The 14,640-nt window shown below is 57.1% G+C and carries 22 protein-coding genes and 1 riboswitch; of the genes, 11 read left to right on the top strand and 11 right to left on the bottom strand.

Annotated features, from left to right (window positions below; all coding sequences use genetic code 11):
* Window positions 1-279: 279 nt before the first annotated feature.
* On the top strand, window positions 280-633 hold the full coding sequence (locus EDY99_RS11205; RefSeq protein WP_069100977.1) for a DUF1304 domain-containing protein: 354 nt from the start codon (window positions 280-282) through the stop codon (window positions 631-633).
* A 25-nt stretch (window positions 634-658) separates the two neighbouring features.
* On the opposite strand, the gene EDY99_RS11200 is transcribed toward EDY99_RS11205, so the two are convergent.
* Window positions 659-1,045: a helix-turn-helix domain-containing protein gene (locus tag EDY99_RS11200; RefSeq protein ID WP_004927697.1), complete on the bottom strand. Its 387-nt coding sequence runs from the start codon at window positions 1,043-1,045 to the stop codon at window positions 659-661.
* Between the two features lie 444 nt (window positions 1,046-1,489).
* Complete coding sequence (locus EDY99_RS11195; RefSeq protein WP_004927694.1) at window positions 1,490-1,702, bottom strand: YccJ family protein; 213 nt, start codon at window positions 1,700-1,702, stop codon at window positions 1,490-1,492.
* A gap of 188 nt (window positions 1,703-1,890) precedes the next feature.
* On the opposite strand from EDY99_RS11195, the gene EDY99_RS11190 reads away from it, so the two are divergent.
* Window positions 1,891-2,130 carry a DUF2766 family protein gene (locus EDY99_RS11190; RefSeq protein WP_033643399.1) on the top strand — a complete coding sequence of 80 codons (240 nt, stop codon included), beginning with the start codon at window positions 1,891-1,893 and terminating at the stop codon, window positions 2,128-2,130.
* Between the two features lie 40 nt (window positions 2,131-2,170).
* On the opposite strand, the gene EDY99_RS11185 is transcribed toward EDY99_RS11190, so the two are convergent.
* Window positions 2,171-2,404, bottom strand: coding sequence for a YobH family protein (locus tag EDY99_RS11185; protein ID WP_033643398.1), 234 nt, complete (start codon window positions 2,402-2,404; stop codon window positions 2,171-2,173).
* Between the two features lie 161 nt (window positions 2,405-2,565).
* On the opposite strand from EDY99_RS11185, the gene EDY99_RS11180 reads away from it, so the two are divergent.
* Window positions 2,566-2,724 (top strand): PhoP/PhoQ regulator MgrB, encoded by a 159-nt coding sequence (locus tag EDY99_RS11180; RefSeq protein ID WP_004927688.1) that lies wholly within the window; start codon window positions 2,566-2,568, stop codon window positions 2,722-2,724.
* 81 nt (window positions 2,725-2,805) lie between these two features.
* On the top strand, window positions 2,806-3,081 hold the full coding sequence (locus EDY99_RS11175; RefSeq protein ID WP_033643394.1) for a YebO family protein: 276 nt from the start codon (window positions 2,806-2,808) through the stop codon (window positions 3,079-3,081).
* 38 nt (window positions 3,082-3,119) lie between these two features.
* Here EDY99_RS11175 and fos read toward each other — a convergent pair whose 3' ends face one another.
* On the bottom strand, window positions 3,120-3,527 hold the full coding sequence (fos, locus tag EDY99_RS11170; RefSeq protein WP_123061756.1) for a fosfomycin resistance glutathione transferase: 408 nt from the start codon (window positions 3,525-3,527) through the stop codon (window positions 3,120-3,122).
* A 169-nt stretch (window positions 3,528-3,696) separates the two neighbouring features.
* Here fos and EDY99_RS11165 point away from each other — a divergent pair, with 169 nt between their 5' ends.
* The 3 genes from EDY99_RS11165 to EDY99_RS11155 all read left to right on the top strand — a co-directional run bounded on the left by EDY99_RS11165 (window position 3,697) and on the right by EDY99_RS11155 (window position 5,848).
* Window positions 3,697-3,999: a phage protein NinX family protein gene (locus EDY99_RS11165; RefSeq protein WP_033643391.1), complete on the top strand. Its 303-nt coding sequence runs from the start codon at window positions 3,697-3,699 to the stop codon at window positions 3,997-3,999.
* A gap of 75 nt (window positions 4,000-4,074) precedes the next feature.
* Window positions 4,075-4,311: a DUF4060 family protein gene (locus EDY99_RS11160; RefSeq protein WP_025303167.1), complete on the top strand. Its 237-nt coding sequence runs from the start codon at window positions 4,075-4,077 to the stop codon at window positions 4,309-4,311.
* Window positions 4,312-4,486: 175 nt separating this feature from the next.
* Window positions 4,487-5,848, top strand: a complete 1,362-nt coding sequence (locus tag EDY99_RS11155; protein ID WP_033643390.1) for an amino acid permease — start codon at window positions 4,487-4,489, stop codon at window positions 5,846-5,848.
* A 40-nt stretch (window positions 5,849-5,888) separates the two neighbouring features.
* On the opposite strand, the gene EDY99_RS11150 is transcribed toward EDY99_RS11155, so the two are convergent.
* Window positions 5,889-6,179 carry a hypothetical protein gene (locus EDY99_RS11150; protein ID WP_069100976.1) on the bottom strand — a complete coding sequence of 97 codons (291 nt, stop codon included), beginning with the start codon at window positions 6,177-6,179 and terminating at the stop codon, window positions 5,889-5,891.
* Window positions 6,180-6,400: 221 nt separating this feature from the next.
* On the opposite strand from EDY99_RS11150, the gene EDY99_RS11145 reads away from it, so the two are divergent.
* The 3 genes from EDY99_RS11145 to cspE all read left to right on the top strand — a co-directional run bounded on the left by EDY99_RS11145 (window position 6,401) and on the right by cspE (window position 8,485).
* On the top strand, window positions 6,401-7,435 hold the full coding sequence (locus EDY99_RS11145; RefSeq protein WP_069100975.1) for an MBL fold metallo-hydrolase: 1,035 nt from the start codon (window positions 6,401-6,403) through the stop codon (window positions 7,433-7,435).
* A 682-nt stretch (window positions 7,436-8,117) separates the two neighbouring features.
* Window positions 8,118-8,234: a DUF2627 domain-containing protein gene (locus EDY99_RS11140; RefSeq protein WP_002211058.1), complete on the top strand. Its 117-nt coding sequence runs from the start codon at window positions 8,118-8,120 to the stop codon at window positions 8,232-8,234.
* 41 nt (window positions 8,235-8,275) lie between these two features.
* Window positions 8,276-8,485: a transcription antiterminator/RNA stability regulator CspE gene (gene cspE, locus EDY99_RS11135; protein WP_002221949.1), complete on the top strand. Its 210-nt coding sequence runs from the start codon at window positions 8,276-8,278 to the stop codon at window positions 8,483-8,485.
* 52 nt (window positions 8,486-8,537) lie between these two features.
* Here cspE and pgeF read toward each other — a convergent pair whose 3' ends face one another.
* Window positions 8,538-9,254, bottom strand: a complete 717-nt coding sequence (gene pgeF, locus EDY99_RS11130) for a peptidoglycan editing factor PgeF (RefSeq protein WP_069100974.1) — start codon at window positions 9,252-9,254, stop codon at window positions 8,538-8,540.
* 161 nt (window positions 9,255-9,415) lie between these two features.
* On the opposite strand from pgeF, the gene rlmA reads away from it, so the two are divergent.
* Window positions 9,416-10,234: a 23S rRNA (guanine(745)-N(1))-methyltransferase gene (gene rlmA, locus EDY99_RS11125; protein WP_123061755.1), complete on the top strand. Its 819-nt coding sequence runs from the start codon at window positions 9,416-9,418 to the stop codon at window positions 10,232-10,234.
* 62 nt (window positions 10,235-10,296) lie between these two features.
* Here the strand turns inward: rlmA and mntP are convergent, their stop codons facing one another.
* From mntP to manX, 5 genes are all read right to left on the bottom strand, one after another.
* On the bottom strand, window positions 10,297-10,866 hold the full coding sequence (gene mntP / locus EDY99_RS11120; protein WP_025159822.1) for a manganese efflux pump MntP: 570 nt from the start codon (window positions 10,864-10,866) through the stop codon (window positions 10,297-10,299).
* Between the two features lie 7 nt (window positions 10,867-10,873).
* Window positions 10,874-11,060, bottom strand: a riboswitch (yybP-ykoY riboswitch).
* Between the two features lie 218 nt (window positions 11,061-11,278).
* A complete protein-coding gene (locus tag EDY99_RS11115; RefSeq protein ID WP_033643385.1) occupies window positions 11,279-11,737 on the bottom strand; it encodes a DUF986 family protein in 459 nt (152 codons plus the stop codon).
* 54 nt (window positions 11,738-11,791) lie between these two features.
* Complete coding sequence (locus EDY99_RS11110) at window positions 11,792-12,634, bottom strand: PTS mannose transporter subunit IID (RefSeq protein ID WP_033634889.1); 843 nt, start codon at window positions 12,632-12,634, stop codon at window positions 11,792-11,794.
* A gap of 15 nt (window positions 12,635-12,649) precedes the next feature.
* A complete protein-coding gene (locus tag EDY99_RS11105; protein ID WP_123061754.1) occupies window positions 12,650-13,450 on the bottom strand; it encodes a PTS mannose/fructose/sorbose transporter subunit IIC in 801 nt (266 codons plus the stop codon).
* A 56-nt stretch (window positions 13,451-13,506) separates the two neighbouring features.
* Window positions 13,507-14,466: a PTS mannose transporter subunit IIAB gene (gene manX / locus EDY99_RS11100; protein ID WP_089194865.1), complete on the bottom strand. Its 960-nt coding sequence runs from the start codon at window positions 14,464-14,466 to the stop codon at window positions 13,507-13,509.
* Window positions 14,467-14,640 lie beyond the last annotated feature (174 nt).

The following is a 14,640-nucleotide window of genomic DNA, read 5'->3' as shown; positions in this document are numbered from 1 at the left end:
TAGGATAATCCTCAGGAAGTCAGGTTGTCTCCCGTTAGTCTGATGTCAGTGAGGTCATTATGAGCCAAGTTCTTTATCGTGCAAGACTGTCCCATGTCGTGGTTGCCACGGCGCTGTTTTGGGTCTCTGTCGCGGCATTGTTGGTTGCCGTATTACACTAACCTCAAAAAATGACTCCTGCATAAACCCGCTTCGGCGGGTTTTTTTATCTTGGATGGTGAGCGATATTCACCCATCACTTATACTTGACGGCATCCCCATTTCGCTATTTGGATAATCATGAAGCTCATTGCCGACTTTGTTCTGCTGCTTATCGCGGCGCTCCACCTTTATATCCTGGTATTGGAAATGTTCCTGTGGCGCGCGCCGATCGGCAGGCGAGCATTCGGGACGACGGCGGAGTTCGCCGCAGCCACGCGGGTCTTGGCCGCCAACCAGGGACTGTACAACGGTTTTCTGGCGCTGGGCCTGGTATGGGGCTATTGGCGTGAAGATGTGGCGCTGCAGCTGTTCTTTCTCGGCTGCGTGCTGGCGGCCGGCGTGTTCGGCGGGCTGACCGCCAGCCGCAAGATCCTGTGGGTGCAGGCGTTGCCGGCCGCGATCGCGCTGCTGGCGGTCTGGGGCGCGCGTTAACCCGCCGGTTGGCGGCGGGCGAAAATCAGGCGGATTTTTGATGAATGACGTGCAGCGGCGGATCGATATGCAGATCGACGCTCAGATCCTGGCGGAAATCGTAAGGCGTGATATTAAAACGCTTTCTGAACATGTAGGTGAAGTGGGACTGTGAGCCGAAGCCAAAGTCCAGGGCGATATCGAAAATCGACGCTTCACTGCTGCGCAGTTGATAGACCGCGCCGGCCAGACGGCGTTCACGAATGTATTTGCCCAGCGAAATCCCTGTCGCTTCTTTGAACAGCTTCTGCATGTGCCACAGCGAGTAGCCGGAGTACTCGGCCAGCTCTTCGAGATGGATCACTCGTCCGAGGTGAGTTTCGACCCATTTGCTGAGGGCGCAGACCAATGAGAGATGGTGTTCTTGTATCATCAGTGCGTCAGTGTGAGATCTACATAGCGGTGAAGTATACACAACTTGCCGCCGCGGACAAAAAACGCCGCCGATGACGGGGCATGATTCGGAAAAACCGTTGAACCGCCGCTTGTCAGCCGAAAGGAAAAACGGCTAATCTGAGACTGTCGCCGCCGCGGTGGGTGACGCGGAGCAGACCGCAGCAAGAACCGCCAAAACAGAGTCAGCCGTAACAACTCAACGTTGATGGGGTGATCGCATGTTAATGACAGTGATTATTACTCTGGTTGTAATCGTGGGCGTCGGCGCTTTTATGGCGACGCCGGTGATGAGCATGAAAAATGCGGAAGGTGTGGGAGGTGAAGAACCGTGAGAGCAAGCAGAGATGCACGCCGCTGAGCGGGGTGAGCGCTAATCGGGAAAGCCTGGGCCAGAAACCCGGGCTTTTTGTTGCCTGGCGGCTTAAACGTTTTTACGCTCGACGGTTTCCTCTCCCCAATAAAGCTGGTCTGCGGTGGTTTTGGCAAAAGCCTTTTCCAGCGCTTCATCGCTGCCTTCTTCCCAGATCTTCTGCGCCAACACTTCATCGTTCCCTGCCAGTTCAAAAATAGCTTCGGCAATTTCCACCGAAGTTTCACGCACTGTTGCCCAGGATTTCACATTGTGATTCGCCATAACTATCTCCTGTTGGTTGTGGCTTAGGTTACGGATGTTTTTATCACCGTCATGCTGCAAGTATAGGCTAATCTGCCGCGGGCTTTTGCCCGGCGGTGCGCAGAATGGGGAAAAAGGCGGGGAGGGCGGGCAATGGCGCAGGCGGCATGCTATTCTGTGCGGCGTTTGAATCAAGAGGGAAAGTTATTATGTCTGACATGCTGAGCAACGAGCAGGAATTGGCTTCCGATCTGGTCGCTTGCCAACTGGTCATTAAACAGATTCTGGACGTTATCGACGTGATTGCGCCGACCGAAGTGCGCGACAAGATGGCGGGCCAGCTCAAAAGCATCGATTTCTCCACGCATCCCGCTGGCGCCGATCCGGTGACCCGCAGAGCGATTGACAAGGCGATTGCGCTGATCGAGTTGAAGTTTACCCGCGATTGAGGCGGAGCCGCCGCAGAGCGACGGCGTCGGGCGGTGGCGGTTAATCCACCACCGTTTCGATTTTCTTGAACAGCGGGCAGTCGGTCACGCCGATGAAACCGTTGTCGCCATTGACGTACTGGGCGATCGCCACGTTGCGCGCCGTCAGGTATTTGCACTGCAATCCCAATCCGCCGACGTTCTTGTTGCTGCCGATCAGCACGCCGTAGCCCGAGATCAAAAAGCCGCCGTAAATGACCGCCAATACCAGTACCCACTTAATCAGTCTGCTCATTGCGTTTCCTCGTTATCCCTGAGGGTTCATCTAGCCACGGCGCCAGCGCGAGGGCAAGGGTAACAGTCTGAAAATCGGGCGATAGCCAGAAATCTAAACGACAAGTTAAACTTCGTTTAACTTTGCTGTGATAACATGCGCGATAGACCATCCTGATAACAATGAGGCTGCTAAATTTGTTGCGAAAAAAAATCCTCGTGATAATGACGGCCGTCGCTGCCTGCCTGTTTTTCTACCTGTTGGCGCTGGACAGTTATTGCGACGATGGTGGAAATTTTGCGCTGGGCATCTGTTCGGTGACGCGCTTCGTACCCTGGTAAGCAATTTTTGGCAGGGATGTTCGCCCGGCCGCCGCGAGTGTTAAGATGGCGGCCTGAATTTCGCAGTAGATAGGGTTGTCCATGTACGATTTAGGTTTTGGCCAGAACGGCCTGTTGTCGTTGGCTCTCGCCGCCGTGGCGTTGCTGGTGGGGCTCTGGGTTTGGTTCCTTGTGAACCGCGCCAGCGTGCGCGCCAACGAGCAGATTCGCCTGCTGCAGGAAATTGCCGAGCAGCAACGTCAACAAACGGCGCTGTTGAAGCGTTTGGCGCACAGCGCTCGCGCCGACGGCGGCGATGCTGATGACGACGATCTCAGCCCCGCGCTGGATTTCAAAGGTTTTATCCCCGAACGTTGAACACCTTGCTCCGGCCGGCGCTGCGCCGCCGGGGCGCTTCAGTAAAATACCATGCCCTGATACGGTTTTTCCCGGCATGCCGCCAGGCGGCTGGCCAGATCGCCGGCATGGATCTCCAACTGATGCCCATCAGGATCGAGAAAATAGAGCGACTCGCCCTCGCTGCGATTGCTTTTCCACTCTTCTGCGCCGCTCTGGCGCAGCCGCTCCCTGACCCGTTCAATGTGTTCCGGCGCGACGCTGAAGGCGTAATGGGTGTAATCACGCGCCCGTGGTTGCGTGCGGGCCTCATCCAATGACAGGCACAGCCACAACGCCCCCAACGACAGATAGGCGCCGCCTTGCCAGCGGGCGTGAGGGGTAAACCCCAACAGATGACGGTAAAAATCGAAGCTGCGATCGAGATCGCTGACGGCGAGCGTCAGGTGGTTGAGGCCGGTCAACATGCGTGCGTTTCCTGGGCGCTAAACAGACGAAAAGTGTACGCAGAAGGGGAGAAAAGTTAAAGGGGGCGAAACATTAGTGCAGATAATGTGAAAACCGGCGACGCTGTCATAAAACTGTCTTACAGACATCGTAATGTAGCGCGAACCTTACAAAAGATGGATAAAGCCGATGATTAAATGGTACGAAGAAAGCGATGCCGAAGTGAACCGCAGCATTGCGCTGCTGACCGGGGAGAACCCGGACAAGTGGTATCCCTACGGCGGCGTGAAAGGTAAAGATTACTGCAAGAATCCCTCCGACGCCTGGCCGATCATTTGCGCCAACAAAATCAGTCTGAACCCCGACAACCACAGCGACAGCCCACAGTGGCAGGCGCGCATGAGCACCCAGGGCGGTGAATGGCAGGCCGACAGCGCCAGCCCGCTGCGCGCGGCGATGATCTGTTTTCTGATGAGCCGACAGGCTAACTGATTCGCAAAAATACCGGTGATTGGTAAGAGTTTCTCCTTTTTCTAATAACAGAGCTGTCGTTGGCGGAGGCTGTTTATGAAGCGCATTATCAAAGGTGATAAAAACTTGTCTCATCTGGTGATTGCCCATGCGGCGATCGATCGTCATGCCGAAAGCTTCGGCCAGCGCCGTCAGGGCTGGCCCTCGACCTATCTGATAAAATATCAAAACGATCGCGTGGCGGTGGAAGTGGTTACGCGTCGCCAATCTTATGTCGCCACGCTGATGATCGGCGCGCGCAACCTGACCAAACTGTGCGGTATGCCTGGCTGAACGCCGCCGTTACCCGCTCTCCCTCGGTTAAAAAATCGCGCTCCGGTCTGCCGTCTCGGGGCGCTACTCCTTGATGCTCACGGGGTTAAGTGTTAAAAAGCCGCCCGCAGATACATTTATTGATTGGTGAAATCTTAGCCGATAACGGCAAGGAGGTACGCCATATGAGGATAAGATGGGCGGTCAGCATCAGGATACCCCGCTAAAACGCGGATTAAAAAACAGACACATACAGCTTATTGCCCTCGGGGGCGCCATCGGCACCGGTTTATTTCTCGGCATTGCGCAAACCATTAAAATGGCCGGCCCCGCCGTGCTGTTGGGCTACGCCATCGGCGGTTTTATCGCGTTTTTGATCATGCGCCAGCTGGGCGAAATGGTGGTGGAGGAGCCGGTCGCCGGATCTTTCAGTCACTTTGCCTATAAATATTGGGGTGATTTCGCCGGTTTCCTTTCCGGCTGGAACTACTGGGCGATGTTCATTCTGGTCGGCATGGCGGAATTGACCGCCGTCGGCATCTACATTCAGTACTGGTGGCCAGAGATCCCCACCTGGGCGTCCGCCGCGCTGTTCTTTGTGTTGATCAATCTGATCAACCTGGTGAACGTGCGCCTGTACGGCGAAACCGAGTTTTGGTTCGCCATCATCAAGGTGGTGGCGATTGTCGGCATGATCGTGTTTGGCGCCTGGCTGTTGGCCAGCGGCAACGGCGGGCCGCAGGCCAGCATCACCAACCTGTGGCAGCAGGGCGGCTTTATGCCGCACGGCTTCTCGGGGCTGGTGATGGCGATGGCGGTGATCATGTTCTCGTTCGGCGGGCTGGAGATGGTGGGCATCACCGCGGCGGAAGCCGCGGATCCGCGTCGCAGCATTCCTAAAGCGACCAATCAGGTGGTGTACCGTATTCTGATTTTCTATATCGGTTCGCTGACCGTACTGCTCTCGCTTTATCCGTGGGGGCAAGTGGTGGAGGGCGGCAGCCCGTTCGTGCTGATCTTCCATGCGCTGAACAGCAATCTGGTGGCGACGGTGCTCAACGTGGTGGTGCTGACCGCCGCATTGTCGGTCTACAACAGCGGCGTTTATGCCAACAGCCGCATGTTGTTCGGGCTGGCCAGCCAGGGCAATGCGCCGAAAGCGCTGACGCGCGTCAACAAGCGCGGCGTGCCGGTGCTGTCCATCGCGCTGTCGGCGCTGATTACCTCGATCGGCGTGCTGATCAACTATCTGATGCCCGGCAAGGCGTTTGAGCTGCTGATGGCGCTGGTGGTGTCCACCCTGGTGATCAACTGGGTGATGATCTGCCTGGCGCACCTGAAATTCCGTGCGGCGAAGAACCGTCAGGGCGTCATTCCGAGCTTTAAGGCGCTGTGGTATCCGTTCGGCAACTATCTGTGCCTGGCGTTCCTCGGCCTGATTTTGGTGATTATGTATTTCAGCGAAGGGATCCGCATTTCGGTGCTGTTGATGCCGGTGTGGGTTGCAGTACTGTGGGGCGGATTCATGCTGACGCGCCGCAAAGGCGCCAAGCGTTAATCTGCGCGCGGAGGCATATTGCGCCTCCGCGCTCTTCTCGTCAGCTGCGCGGCATAAAGGCGCGCCCCTCACCGTCACTCCGTCCCAGCAGTTTCCGGCACAGCAGCAGCAGGGTGCTGATGACGTCGATGGTCACCACGCTGAGCATCAGCAGGGTCAGCATGAAGAACCCGAGCAGCGAACCGCCAAGCAGCACCAGCGGTGCAGGCACGCGCACGCGGCGCAGCTTCATGGCGAAATACATTTTCCAGTATTGCTTCTGCGCCAGCAGCGCGCTGCGAATACGGCGCCCCAGGCCTGCGCCTGATTTGTGGGATGTCGAACGACTCATAACTTCTCCTTTTCTGTATGCCCTACAAGTCAATCACAAAGTTCTTAAGAGAGTCTTAACGGGCTCTTGGCGGCCCTGGTTGTCTCACCGAAGTGAGACAACAGCATACGGCAAAAGCTCCCTCAATGCAGCGCACGGCTGACGAAGTGCGAGCTTCATCGGGTTTGTTACACTGAAAGTCATGCCCGTGCAGGGCGCTGAGGGTCGGGAGAAGACGCTGGATGAAAAGAATCAACCGTTATTACGACGCGGCCAAGGCGCATCACACGCCGGAGGGATTTCGCAACCCGGAACCTTCGCGGCGTCAGGAGGGGGATCTTCAACGTTGGCAAGATGAGCGCAAGCGCCAGGGGTTGCCCAAGCCGCCGCAGCAGGGCTACGCGCAATTTACCGAACGCTGGTGGCAGCCAGCCGATCTCAGCGGCAGTGGCGACAGCGTCTGGTGGTTGGGGCATGCCTCGATGCTGCTGCGATTGAGCGGGCGCTATATCCTGATCGATCCGGCGTTGTCCGAACGCGCATCGCCACTGAGCTTTTACGGCCCGAAGCGCAGAACGCCGCCGCCGCTGACGGTGGAGCAACTGCCGGCGGTGGATGCGGTGCTGATCTCCCATAACCATTATGACCACCTTGACAGGCGCACGGTGCGGCAATTGGCGCGGCGTTTCCCTCAGGCCGAGTTCATCGTGCCGCTCGGCTTGAAGCGCTGGTTCCGCCGTTATCGGCTGAAGGTGCATGAGCTGGACTGGTGGCAGAGTCTGCCGTTGGGCGAGCTGACGGTCTACGCCACGCCGGCGCGGCACTGGAGCATGCGCACGCTGTGGGATCGCAATCGCTCGCTGTGGTGCGGCTGGGTGATCCACCATCCGGCGCTGCGGTTTTATTTTTCCGGTGACAGCGGCTATTCGGAACGGTTGGCGGAGATCGGTCAACGGCTGGGGCCGTTCGACGTGGCGGCGCTGCCCATCGGCGCCTATGCGCCGCGCTGGTTTATGCAGGAACAGCATATGGATCCGCAGCAGTCGGTGACGCTGTACCGTCAACTGAATCAGCCGCGCGCCATTCCCATTCATTGGGGGGTGTTCGAATTGGCGGATGAATCGCTGGACGAGCCGCCGCAGCAGTTGAACCTGGCGTTGAGTGAAGCGGGGCTGGAGCAGCATCAATTCCATCCGCTGAAGATTGGCGAGCGCATCGCGTTGCAGGGCTCACCGTCTGCGTTACCTCATCACCCGGCGGCGCTGCGGGATGAATAAAACCAACGGTTTGAAAGCGCGGCTGTAATTAGCCGAATTGATAAGCGCGGGTGGTGATTCAAATAACCCCCTTGTTTTCAGGATTTAATTCAACGTTGAACTTTCGTTATTGATAAGACTATTCCGGCTATTGAGGTTAATGATATTCGGATTATTTATGATGAACCCACCGGCAAGCGGGAGAGGTGCCGGCGCTTTGCATGTTTATGCATCCGTTGTGCAGGGCGGATGTGTTACCGCTGGCCCGTGCGCCGTGCTCGCCCGCGCCGTTTGGCGGCAGGGCTGAAAGCCGATGATGAATGGGCTTTCCGGCGGTAAATGGTCGGAGGAGCGATGAATAAATTGGCCCCCGTTCATCGATATTCAAATGTTGCATATCAAATTCCATAAAGATTCAAATTTTTTAACGCTATAAGCGGCAAAAAAGCGGAAATGATGAGACAGATAGGCGTCAATACGATGAAAGTTTTGTTAAAACGCCAGCAGAATGCGGGGTCTGGCGCAGTGATTTTGGCAAGCAGAAAATAGCCGATGCTTCAACATCTTTTGGCCTATTTAAGCAAATGTGGCTCTCGACCGTTTCAAATATGTGCGACATGTCGTTCAGTGATTAAAAATGGCTTGCCATCGCATACAGAGTATGTGATAACGCATCTGGGTAAAACGAGGTACAGTTCTGTATATGTGTGGCATTTTCAGTAAAGAAGTTCTGAGTAAAGACGTTAGCGTTGAATACCGCTTCTCTGCCGATCCTTATCTTAGTGCCTCAAGCAGTAACGACTCTAGTTTGTCTATGTAACGCCTACGGGCGGTTTAAACAATCCAAAGGAAATACTCAAGATGGCAAAGATCAAAGGTCAAGTTAAGTGGTTCAACGAGTCTAAAGGTTTCGGTTTCATCACCCCGGCTGACGGCAGCAAAGACGTGTTCGTACACTTCTCTGCAATCCAGGGTAACGGCTTCAAAACCCTGGCTGAAGGCCAGAACGTTGAGTTCGAAATCCAAGATGGCCAGAAAGGCCCATCTGCAGTAAACGTTACTGCTATCTAATCAGCGTCAGCTGTACAAAAAGCCCGCCTTCGCGCGGGCTTTTTCGTTTCCGTCATTCGGCGACGATGACGATGCCGGCGTACTGGTTGCGGCCTTTAATGCCCGGATGCGTCGGATCCTGCGCGCGCCGATGGCTGTTGCGGCGATAGCTGGTGTATTTGAAGCGCTGCGGCCGCTGCGGATCGACGTCCGGCGTGCAGATAGTGCAACTGCCTGAGCGGTCAACGGCGGCGAAGCCGAGTGCCGTCAGCTTGTATTCGGCGATCGCGGCCAGATCCAGATGCCGATAGTGCGGGCTGATCAGCGTAGCGGGCAGCGGCAGACGCTGTTTAAAGTTTTCCACCAGCGCTTCGTCAACTTCGTAACAGCACGGGCCGGCGGCGGGACCGATGGAGGCCACCCAATCGGCGGTGTCGCCGTCCTGGCGAATGCGGGCCGCCATCTGTTCCAGAATACCGTCCAGCAACCCGCGCCAGCCGGCGTGCACCGCCGCGATGGCGCCGCCGTCACGACGGCTGAACAGCACCGGCAGGCAATCCGCCGTCAGCACGCTGAGCAGAATGCCGGGCTGGCGCGTGTAGAAGCCATCGGCCTCACCGCACGTCTGCGCCGGTTGCAGCACATCGACGATGCGGGTGCCATGCACCTGCTTCTTTTCCGGCAATGTGCCGCTGTAGGGCAGCAGATGCCCCGGCAGCAGCGCGAGTTTGCTGCCGAAGCCGTGCTGAATGTGGGGCACCGCATCGAGCAGCGCGGAATGATCGCTCATAAATTATTTTCACCTGCGTGAGAAAACAGACTCTCAGTGTAGCCAGCTTTTTCCCCGCTTGGCCAGGTGTTGTTGGCGATGAAAGCGAGCGGGGATGCGCCTTGCATCAAACCGGCGCCTTCTTTAGACTAGCCGCGCCCTGTCTCTCTGGAAGCCCATTCATGTCTTATCAATGTCCCCTGTGTCATCAGCCGCTGCATTTTTCGTCTCAACAATGGCGTTGCGACAGCAATCATCAGTTCGATCAGGCCAAAGAGGGCTACGTCAATCTGCTGCCGGTACAGCACAAGCGATCGAAACAGCCGGGAGACAGCGCGGAAATGATGCAGGCGCGGCGCGCGTTTCTTGACGGCGGATATTATCAGCCGCTGCAAGCGCAGGTGGCCGAGTGGCTGGATGTGGCGCTGGCGGCCGATGCTGGCGCGTTGTTGGACATAGGCTGTGGGGAAGGGTATTACACCGCCGCCGTGGCCTCACGGCTGGCCCTGGGGCGCAATATGGCGGTCTATGGGCTGGACGTCGCGAAGGTGGCGATCCGCTATGCCGCCAAACGTTATCCGGCGGTCTCGTTCTGCGTCGCCTCCAGCCACCGTTTGCCGTTCGCCGACGGGGCGCTGGATGCGGTCTTGCGCATCTACGCCCCTTGCAAGGCGCAGGAGCTGGCGCGGGTGGTGAAGCCGGGCGGCGTGGTAGTGACGGTTTCGCCGGGCCCGCGTCATCTGTACCAGCTGAAAGAGCGGGTGTACCAGCAGGTGCAGCTGCATGCCGAACAGGACGAACAGTTCGATGGGTTCGACTGCGAGCGCAAAGAGGCGCTGGCCTATACGATGACCTTGCCGGGCGCGCAGGCCGCCAACCTGCTGCAGATGACGCCGTTCGCCTGGCGCGCCACGCCGGAAGTGCAACAGCGGTTGGCCGAGGGCGGGGAGTTTGTGTGCGAGACGGATTTCGTCCTGGCGCTGTACCGACGTCGCGCTTAAAAGGCGCGGCGTCCAGAAACAAAAAAACCTGCCGCGGCAGGTTTTTTTGCAGTTCGGTCGCCTCAGGCCAGGTAGCCGAGGTGTTCCAGCAGGATGTTGACGCCGATACCTATCAGCACCACGCCGCCGAGGATCTCGGCGCGTTTGCCGAGCAGCGGGCCGATAAAGCGGCCGATCATCATGCCCAGCGTCGCCATGATCATGGTGGCGCAGCCGATGGCCATCGCGGTGTGCACGATATTCACCTGCAGGAAGGCCAGGCCGACGCCGATCGCCATGGCGTCGAGGCTGGTGGCGATGGCGGTGGCGACCAATAACCAGAAACCATGGCGTTTGACCTTCTCTTCTTCGTCGGGCCTGTTGCGCACCCCTTCGACGATCATGCGCATGCCGAGAATGAACAGCAGCGAGAAGGCGACCCAGTGGTCCCATTCCATGATGTATTGGCTGGCGAACAGGCCGATGGCCCAACCGATGAGCGGGGTGATCGCTTCCACCACGCCGAAGATCAGGCCGGTGCGGATCGCTTCGCGAAAACGGGGTTGATGCAGGCTGGCGCCTTTGCCGATTGAAGCGGCGAAAGCATCCATGGACATGCCGAAAGCGAGAATAAGCGTTGCTGAAAGGTTCATGTGAAATAGCCTCGGCCGGGTGGCTCCATATACACGTAACCCACCCCCAACCAAACGACGGAGTTACGTGTCTATGGTCTCGCCAACCTTACCTGGCTGCCCGCACCACGTTTCATACGGCGAAACGAGTATGTTGATACGGGCGTTTCTGGTTTTTATTCTCCAGAAACCGGCTACTCCCCAATGACGGCGCAACCATACCATATTATTTCAGCCATCGACAACCTTATTCTTTGGCAATATTGGTTCTTAATTGAGACTCGTTTTCATTAATCTGAGTTCATGCGGGAATATAATGTAGCCGGGGGTAACAATGTTGCGGAAATAATAGTCAGAAAGGAAATGGCGCTGCCGATTAATTGTCCACAAGCAGCGCGGGGTTTGAGCGATAACGGAATGGATTTATTTTTATTTATTGATTATCAACGAAAAAGTGATAAATCTTCTCCAGGTCGTCCAGGTGAGTTACCTGAACCAACAGCCGGCGCTGTTCCAGGTCGATGGCCAGAATGCCATCCTCCGATAAATTCATGGCTTTAATGCGGTTATATTCGACAAACACATTGGCGAAGAAAAAACCGTGCGCTTTAAACACCATTTTGGGCGAGCGAATATAAGCGATATAGATGGCGAGCAGCGCCAAAGAAATAAGCAGGTAAGTGGTTAATGCCGCGCCGTTGGTGGTGACGTTGCGGTAAATCAGAATGGCGATCAGGCCGACGAAAATCAGGCTGTCGAGCCGGTTGCGGCGTTTGAGCGGCACTTTGAGCCGCGTTTTGCCTTTCAGCAGATCCATGCCGAATTCGTCATACAGCGAATACAGCAACAGCAGGGCGATGAACAGCATCAGTACGGCGTCGGTCAGTGACATCTCTTGCTCCACACATAAAAAAGCCGGGGGTTGCCCCCCGGCCGTTTCGAACGATTACAGGCCCAGCAGGCCAATCCAATAGCCAAAGATACCGATGACGAAGAAGCCGATGATGATCCACAGCGCGTTGACTTTCTTGCGCAGCAGCCACATGCAGGCGAAGGTCAGCAGCAACGGCACCAGGCCCGGCATCAGCTGGTCGAGGATAGTCTGCACCGTGGTGACGTTGGTATGCCCGGTCTGGTCGGTTATCTTGGACACCACCAGCGGGATATTCACGTGCGTCCACTTGTTGACCAGCGCCCCCATCACAAACAGGCCGAGAATGGACGCTCCTTCCGTCAGTTTTTGCAGGAAACCGCCGCCCATGTCGTTGACGATATCCACCCCTTTACGGTAACCGTAGGCCACGCCGTAGTAGCGGGTCAGCAGGCGCACCAGGTTGAACAGCACGAAGAACAGGATCGGTCCGAGCAGGCTGCCGCTCATGGCGATGCCGGCGCCGAGCGCGGCGAACACCGGCCGCACGGTGCCCCAGAAGATCGGGTCACCGACGCCTGCCAACGGCCCCATCAAACCGACCTTGATGCCGTTGATCGCGCCGTCGTCGATCGGCGCGCCGTTGGCGCGTTGCTCTTCCATCGCCATGGTCACGCCGAGCACCGGCGCCGCCACGTAAGGGTGCGTGTTGAAGAACTCGAGGTGGCGTTTGATCGCCTGTTTGCGATCGTCATTGTTTTCCGGATACAGGCGACGGATCACCGGCACCATCGAGAAGCAAAAACCCAGCGCCTGCATGCGTTCGAAGTTCCATGACCCCTGGAACAGGTTAGAGCGCAGGAATACGCCGCGAATGTCGGCCGGCGTGAGTTTCTTTTGAGCAGTTGTATCAACCATTTCTCTCACCTATTCCTAGTCGAGTTCGTTATCGAGATCGTTCGCGTTAGCCGGGCCGGCCTGGACAACCTGAGATTTGTTGTATTTCGGGCTGAGCTGGATATACAGCACGGCCATCACCACGCCGATGACGCCGAGCGCCACCAGGTTGAAGTTGGTGAAGGCGGCGGTAACGAAACCGAGATAGAAGAACGGCATCAGGTAGCCGGCGCGCATCATGTTAATCACCATTGCGTAACCGACCACGACGATCATGCCGCCGGCGATGTTCAGGCCGCTGGTGACCACTTCCGGGATCGAGTTGAGCAGGGCGTGTACCCCGGCGGTGCCGACCGAGATGGCGACGATGACCGCAGGGATGGCGATACGCATCGCCTGCAGCAGCAGGGCGCCGATATGGATCCAGGTGATGGCGCGCAGGCTGCCGCGCTCCGCCGCGCTGTCCGCCGCGTGCTGGAAGGCCACGGTGAGGGTGCGCACGATGATGGTCAGCACCTGGCCGGCCGCCGCCAGCGGAATGGCCAGCGCGATACCGGCGCCGACGCTCTGCCCACCGGCGATGACCAGAATGGTCGAGATGATGGACGCCAGGGCGGCATCCGGCGCGACCGCCGCACCGATGTTCATCCAGCCGAGGGCGATCATTTCCAGCGTACCGCCGATGATGATGCCGGTTTTCATGTCGCCGAGGATGAAGCCGATCAGGGTACAGGCGACCAGCGGGCGGTGGAACTGGAACTCGTCGAGGACGGAACCCATCCCGGCGATACAGGCAACGATAAATATCAGCACAATCTGAAGAGTGATGATCTCCATTGCACTTCTCCTATGACCAAAAAAGCTCTGAGTAAAATAATCAGCGGCTGGCGCCACTAATTGAGTTTGTTAATCAGGTCCATCATTTTTAGCCGGCTGTCGGACGAGACCTTACGCACCTCCAGCTCGATACCGCGGTCGTTCAGCTTCTTAAACGCTTCGATATCTTTTTCATCGACGGAAACGGCGTTGTTCACCTGGGTTTTCCCCTGACGGAACGCCATGCCGCCGATATTGACGGATTTAATCTCCACGCCGCCTTCTACCAGACGCCAAACGTCGGTCGGGTTGGTGAATAACAGCATCACGCGATCGTTGGCGTATTTCGGGTTGTTCCAGACGCGGATGGCCTTCGCCACGTCCACCACGTGAGCGGTGACGCCCGGCGGGGCAACCTGGGTCAACAAGGTCTTGCGCACATGGTCGGCGGCGACCTCATCGCTGACGACGATGATGCGGCTGACGTTGGTCTCTTTGGTCCAGCGGGTGGCGACCTGGCCGTGGATTAAGCGATCGTCGATACGCGCCAGGCCGATTTTCATGTGATCGTTCGGCCCCAACGGCGCCTGAGGAGCAGCGGCTTTCGGGGCGGGTGCTGCGGGTTTTGCGGGTTCTTCTTGCGGTTTTTTCAGCGCTTTCACGCCTTCACGGCCGGTTTCCAATGCCAGCGCCACCAGTTCATCGAAAGCGGGGTTATCGTCCCGCGCCATGAAGGTTTCCACCAGCATCGGAATGTTGACCCCGGTGACGACCTCATAGTTGTCTTTATCGACCGCAATGCGGCTGGCGGCGTTGAACGGGCTGCCGCCCCAGGTATCCACCAGGAACAGCACGCCGCCGCTGGTATCCAATCCACTGATTTTTTCGTTGTACTTGACGATTAACGTTTCGGCATTCTCACCGGGAACGAAGTCTATAAAGGCGACGTTGTCCTGCTCGCCCAATAGCATCTCCGCCGTTTTCAGCAGTTGTTCCGCTGCAGCCCCGTGTGTGCCGATGATAATAGCTATTGCCACTCGCTACCTCCTCGTTGAACTCCAGGCACGGTGTGTATCGTTCTTCCGTGCCGTCTTGGCAGTCACTTCCGCGGTTCAGATACATTATGGTAGAAAAAAAGAAACGCACGCCTAACATTTCTCACGCAGTTTCAAATGCCTGTGCGCGATACTTCACGAACGCGTCATTTATTT

Origin of the sequence: Serratia sp. LS-1 (assembly GCF_003719595.1) — a bacterium.
Lineage (GTDB): Bacteria > Pseudomonadota > Gammaproteobacteria > Enterobacterales > Enterobacteriaceae > Serratia > Serratia ureilytica.
Note: the sequence above shows the minus strand (reverse complement) of the source record. Positions and strands in the feature narration are given on the sequence as shown.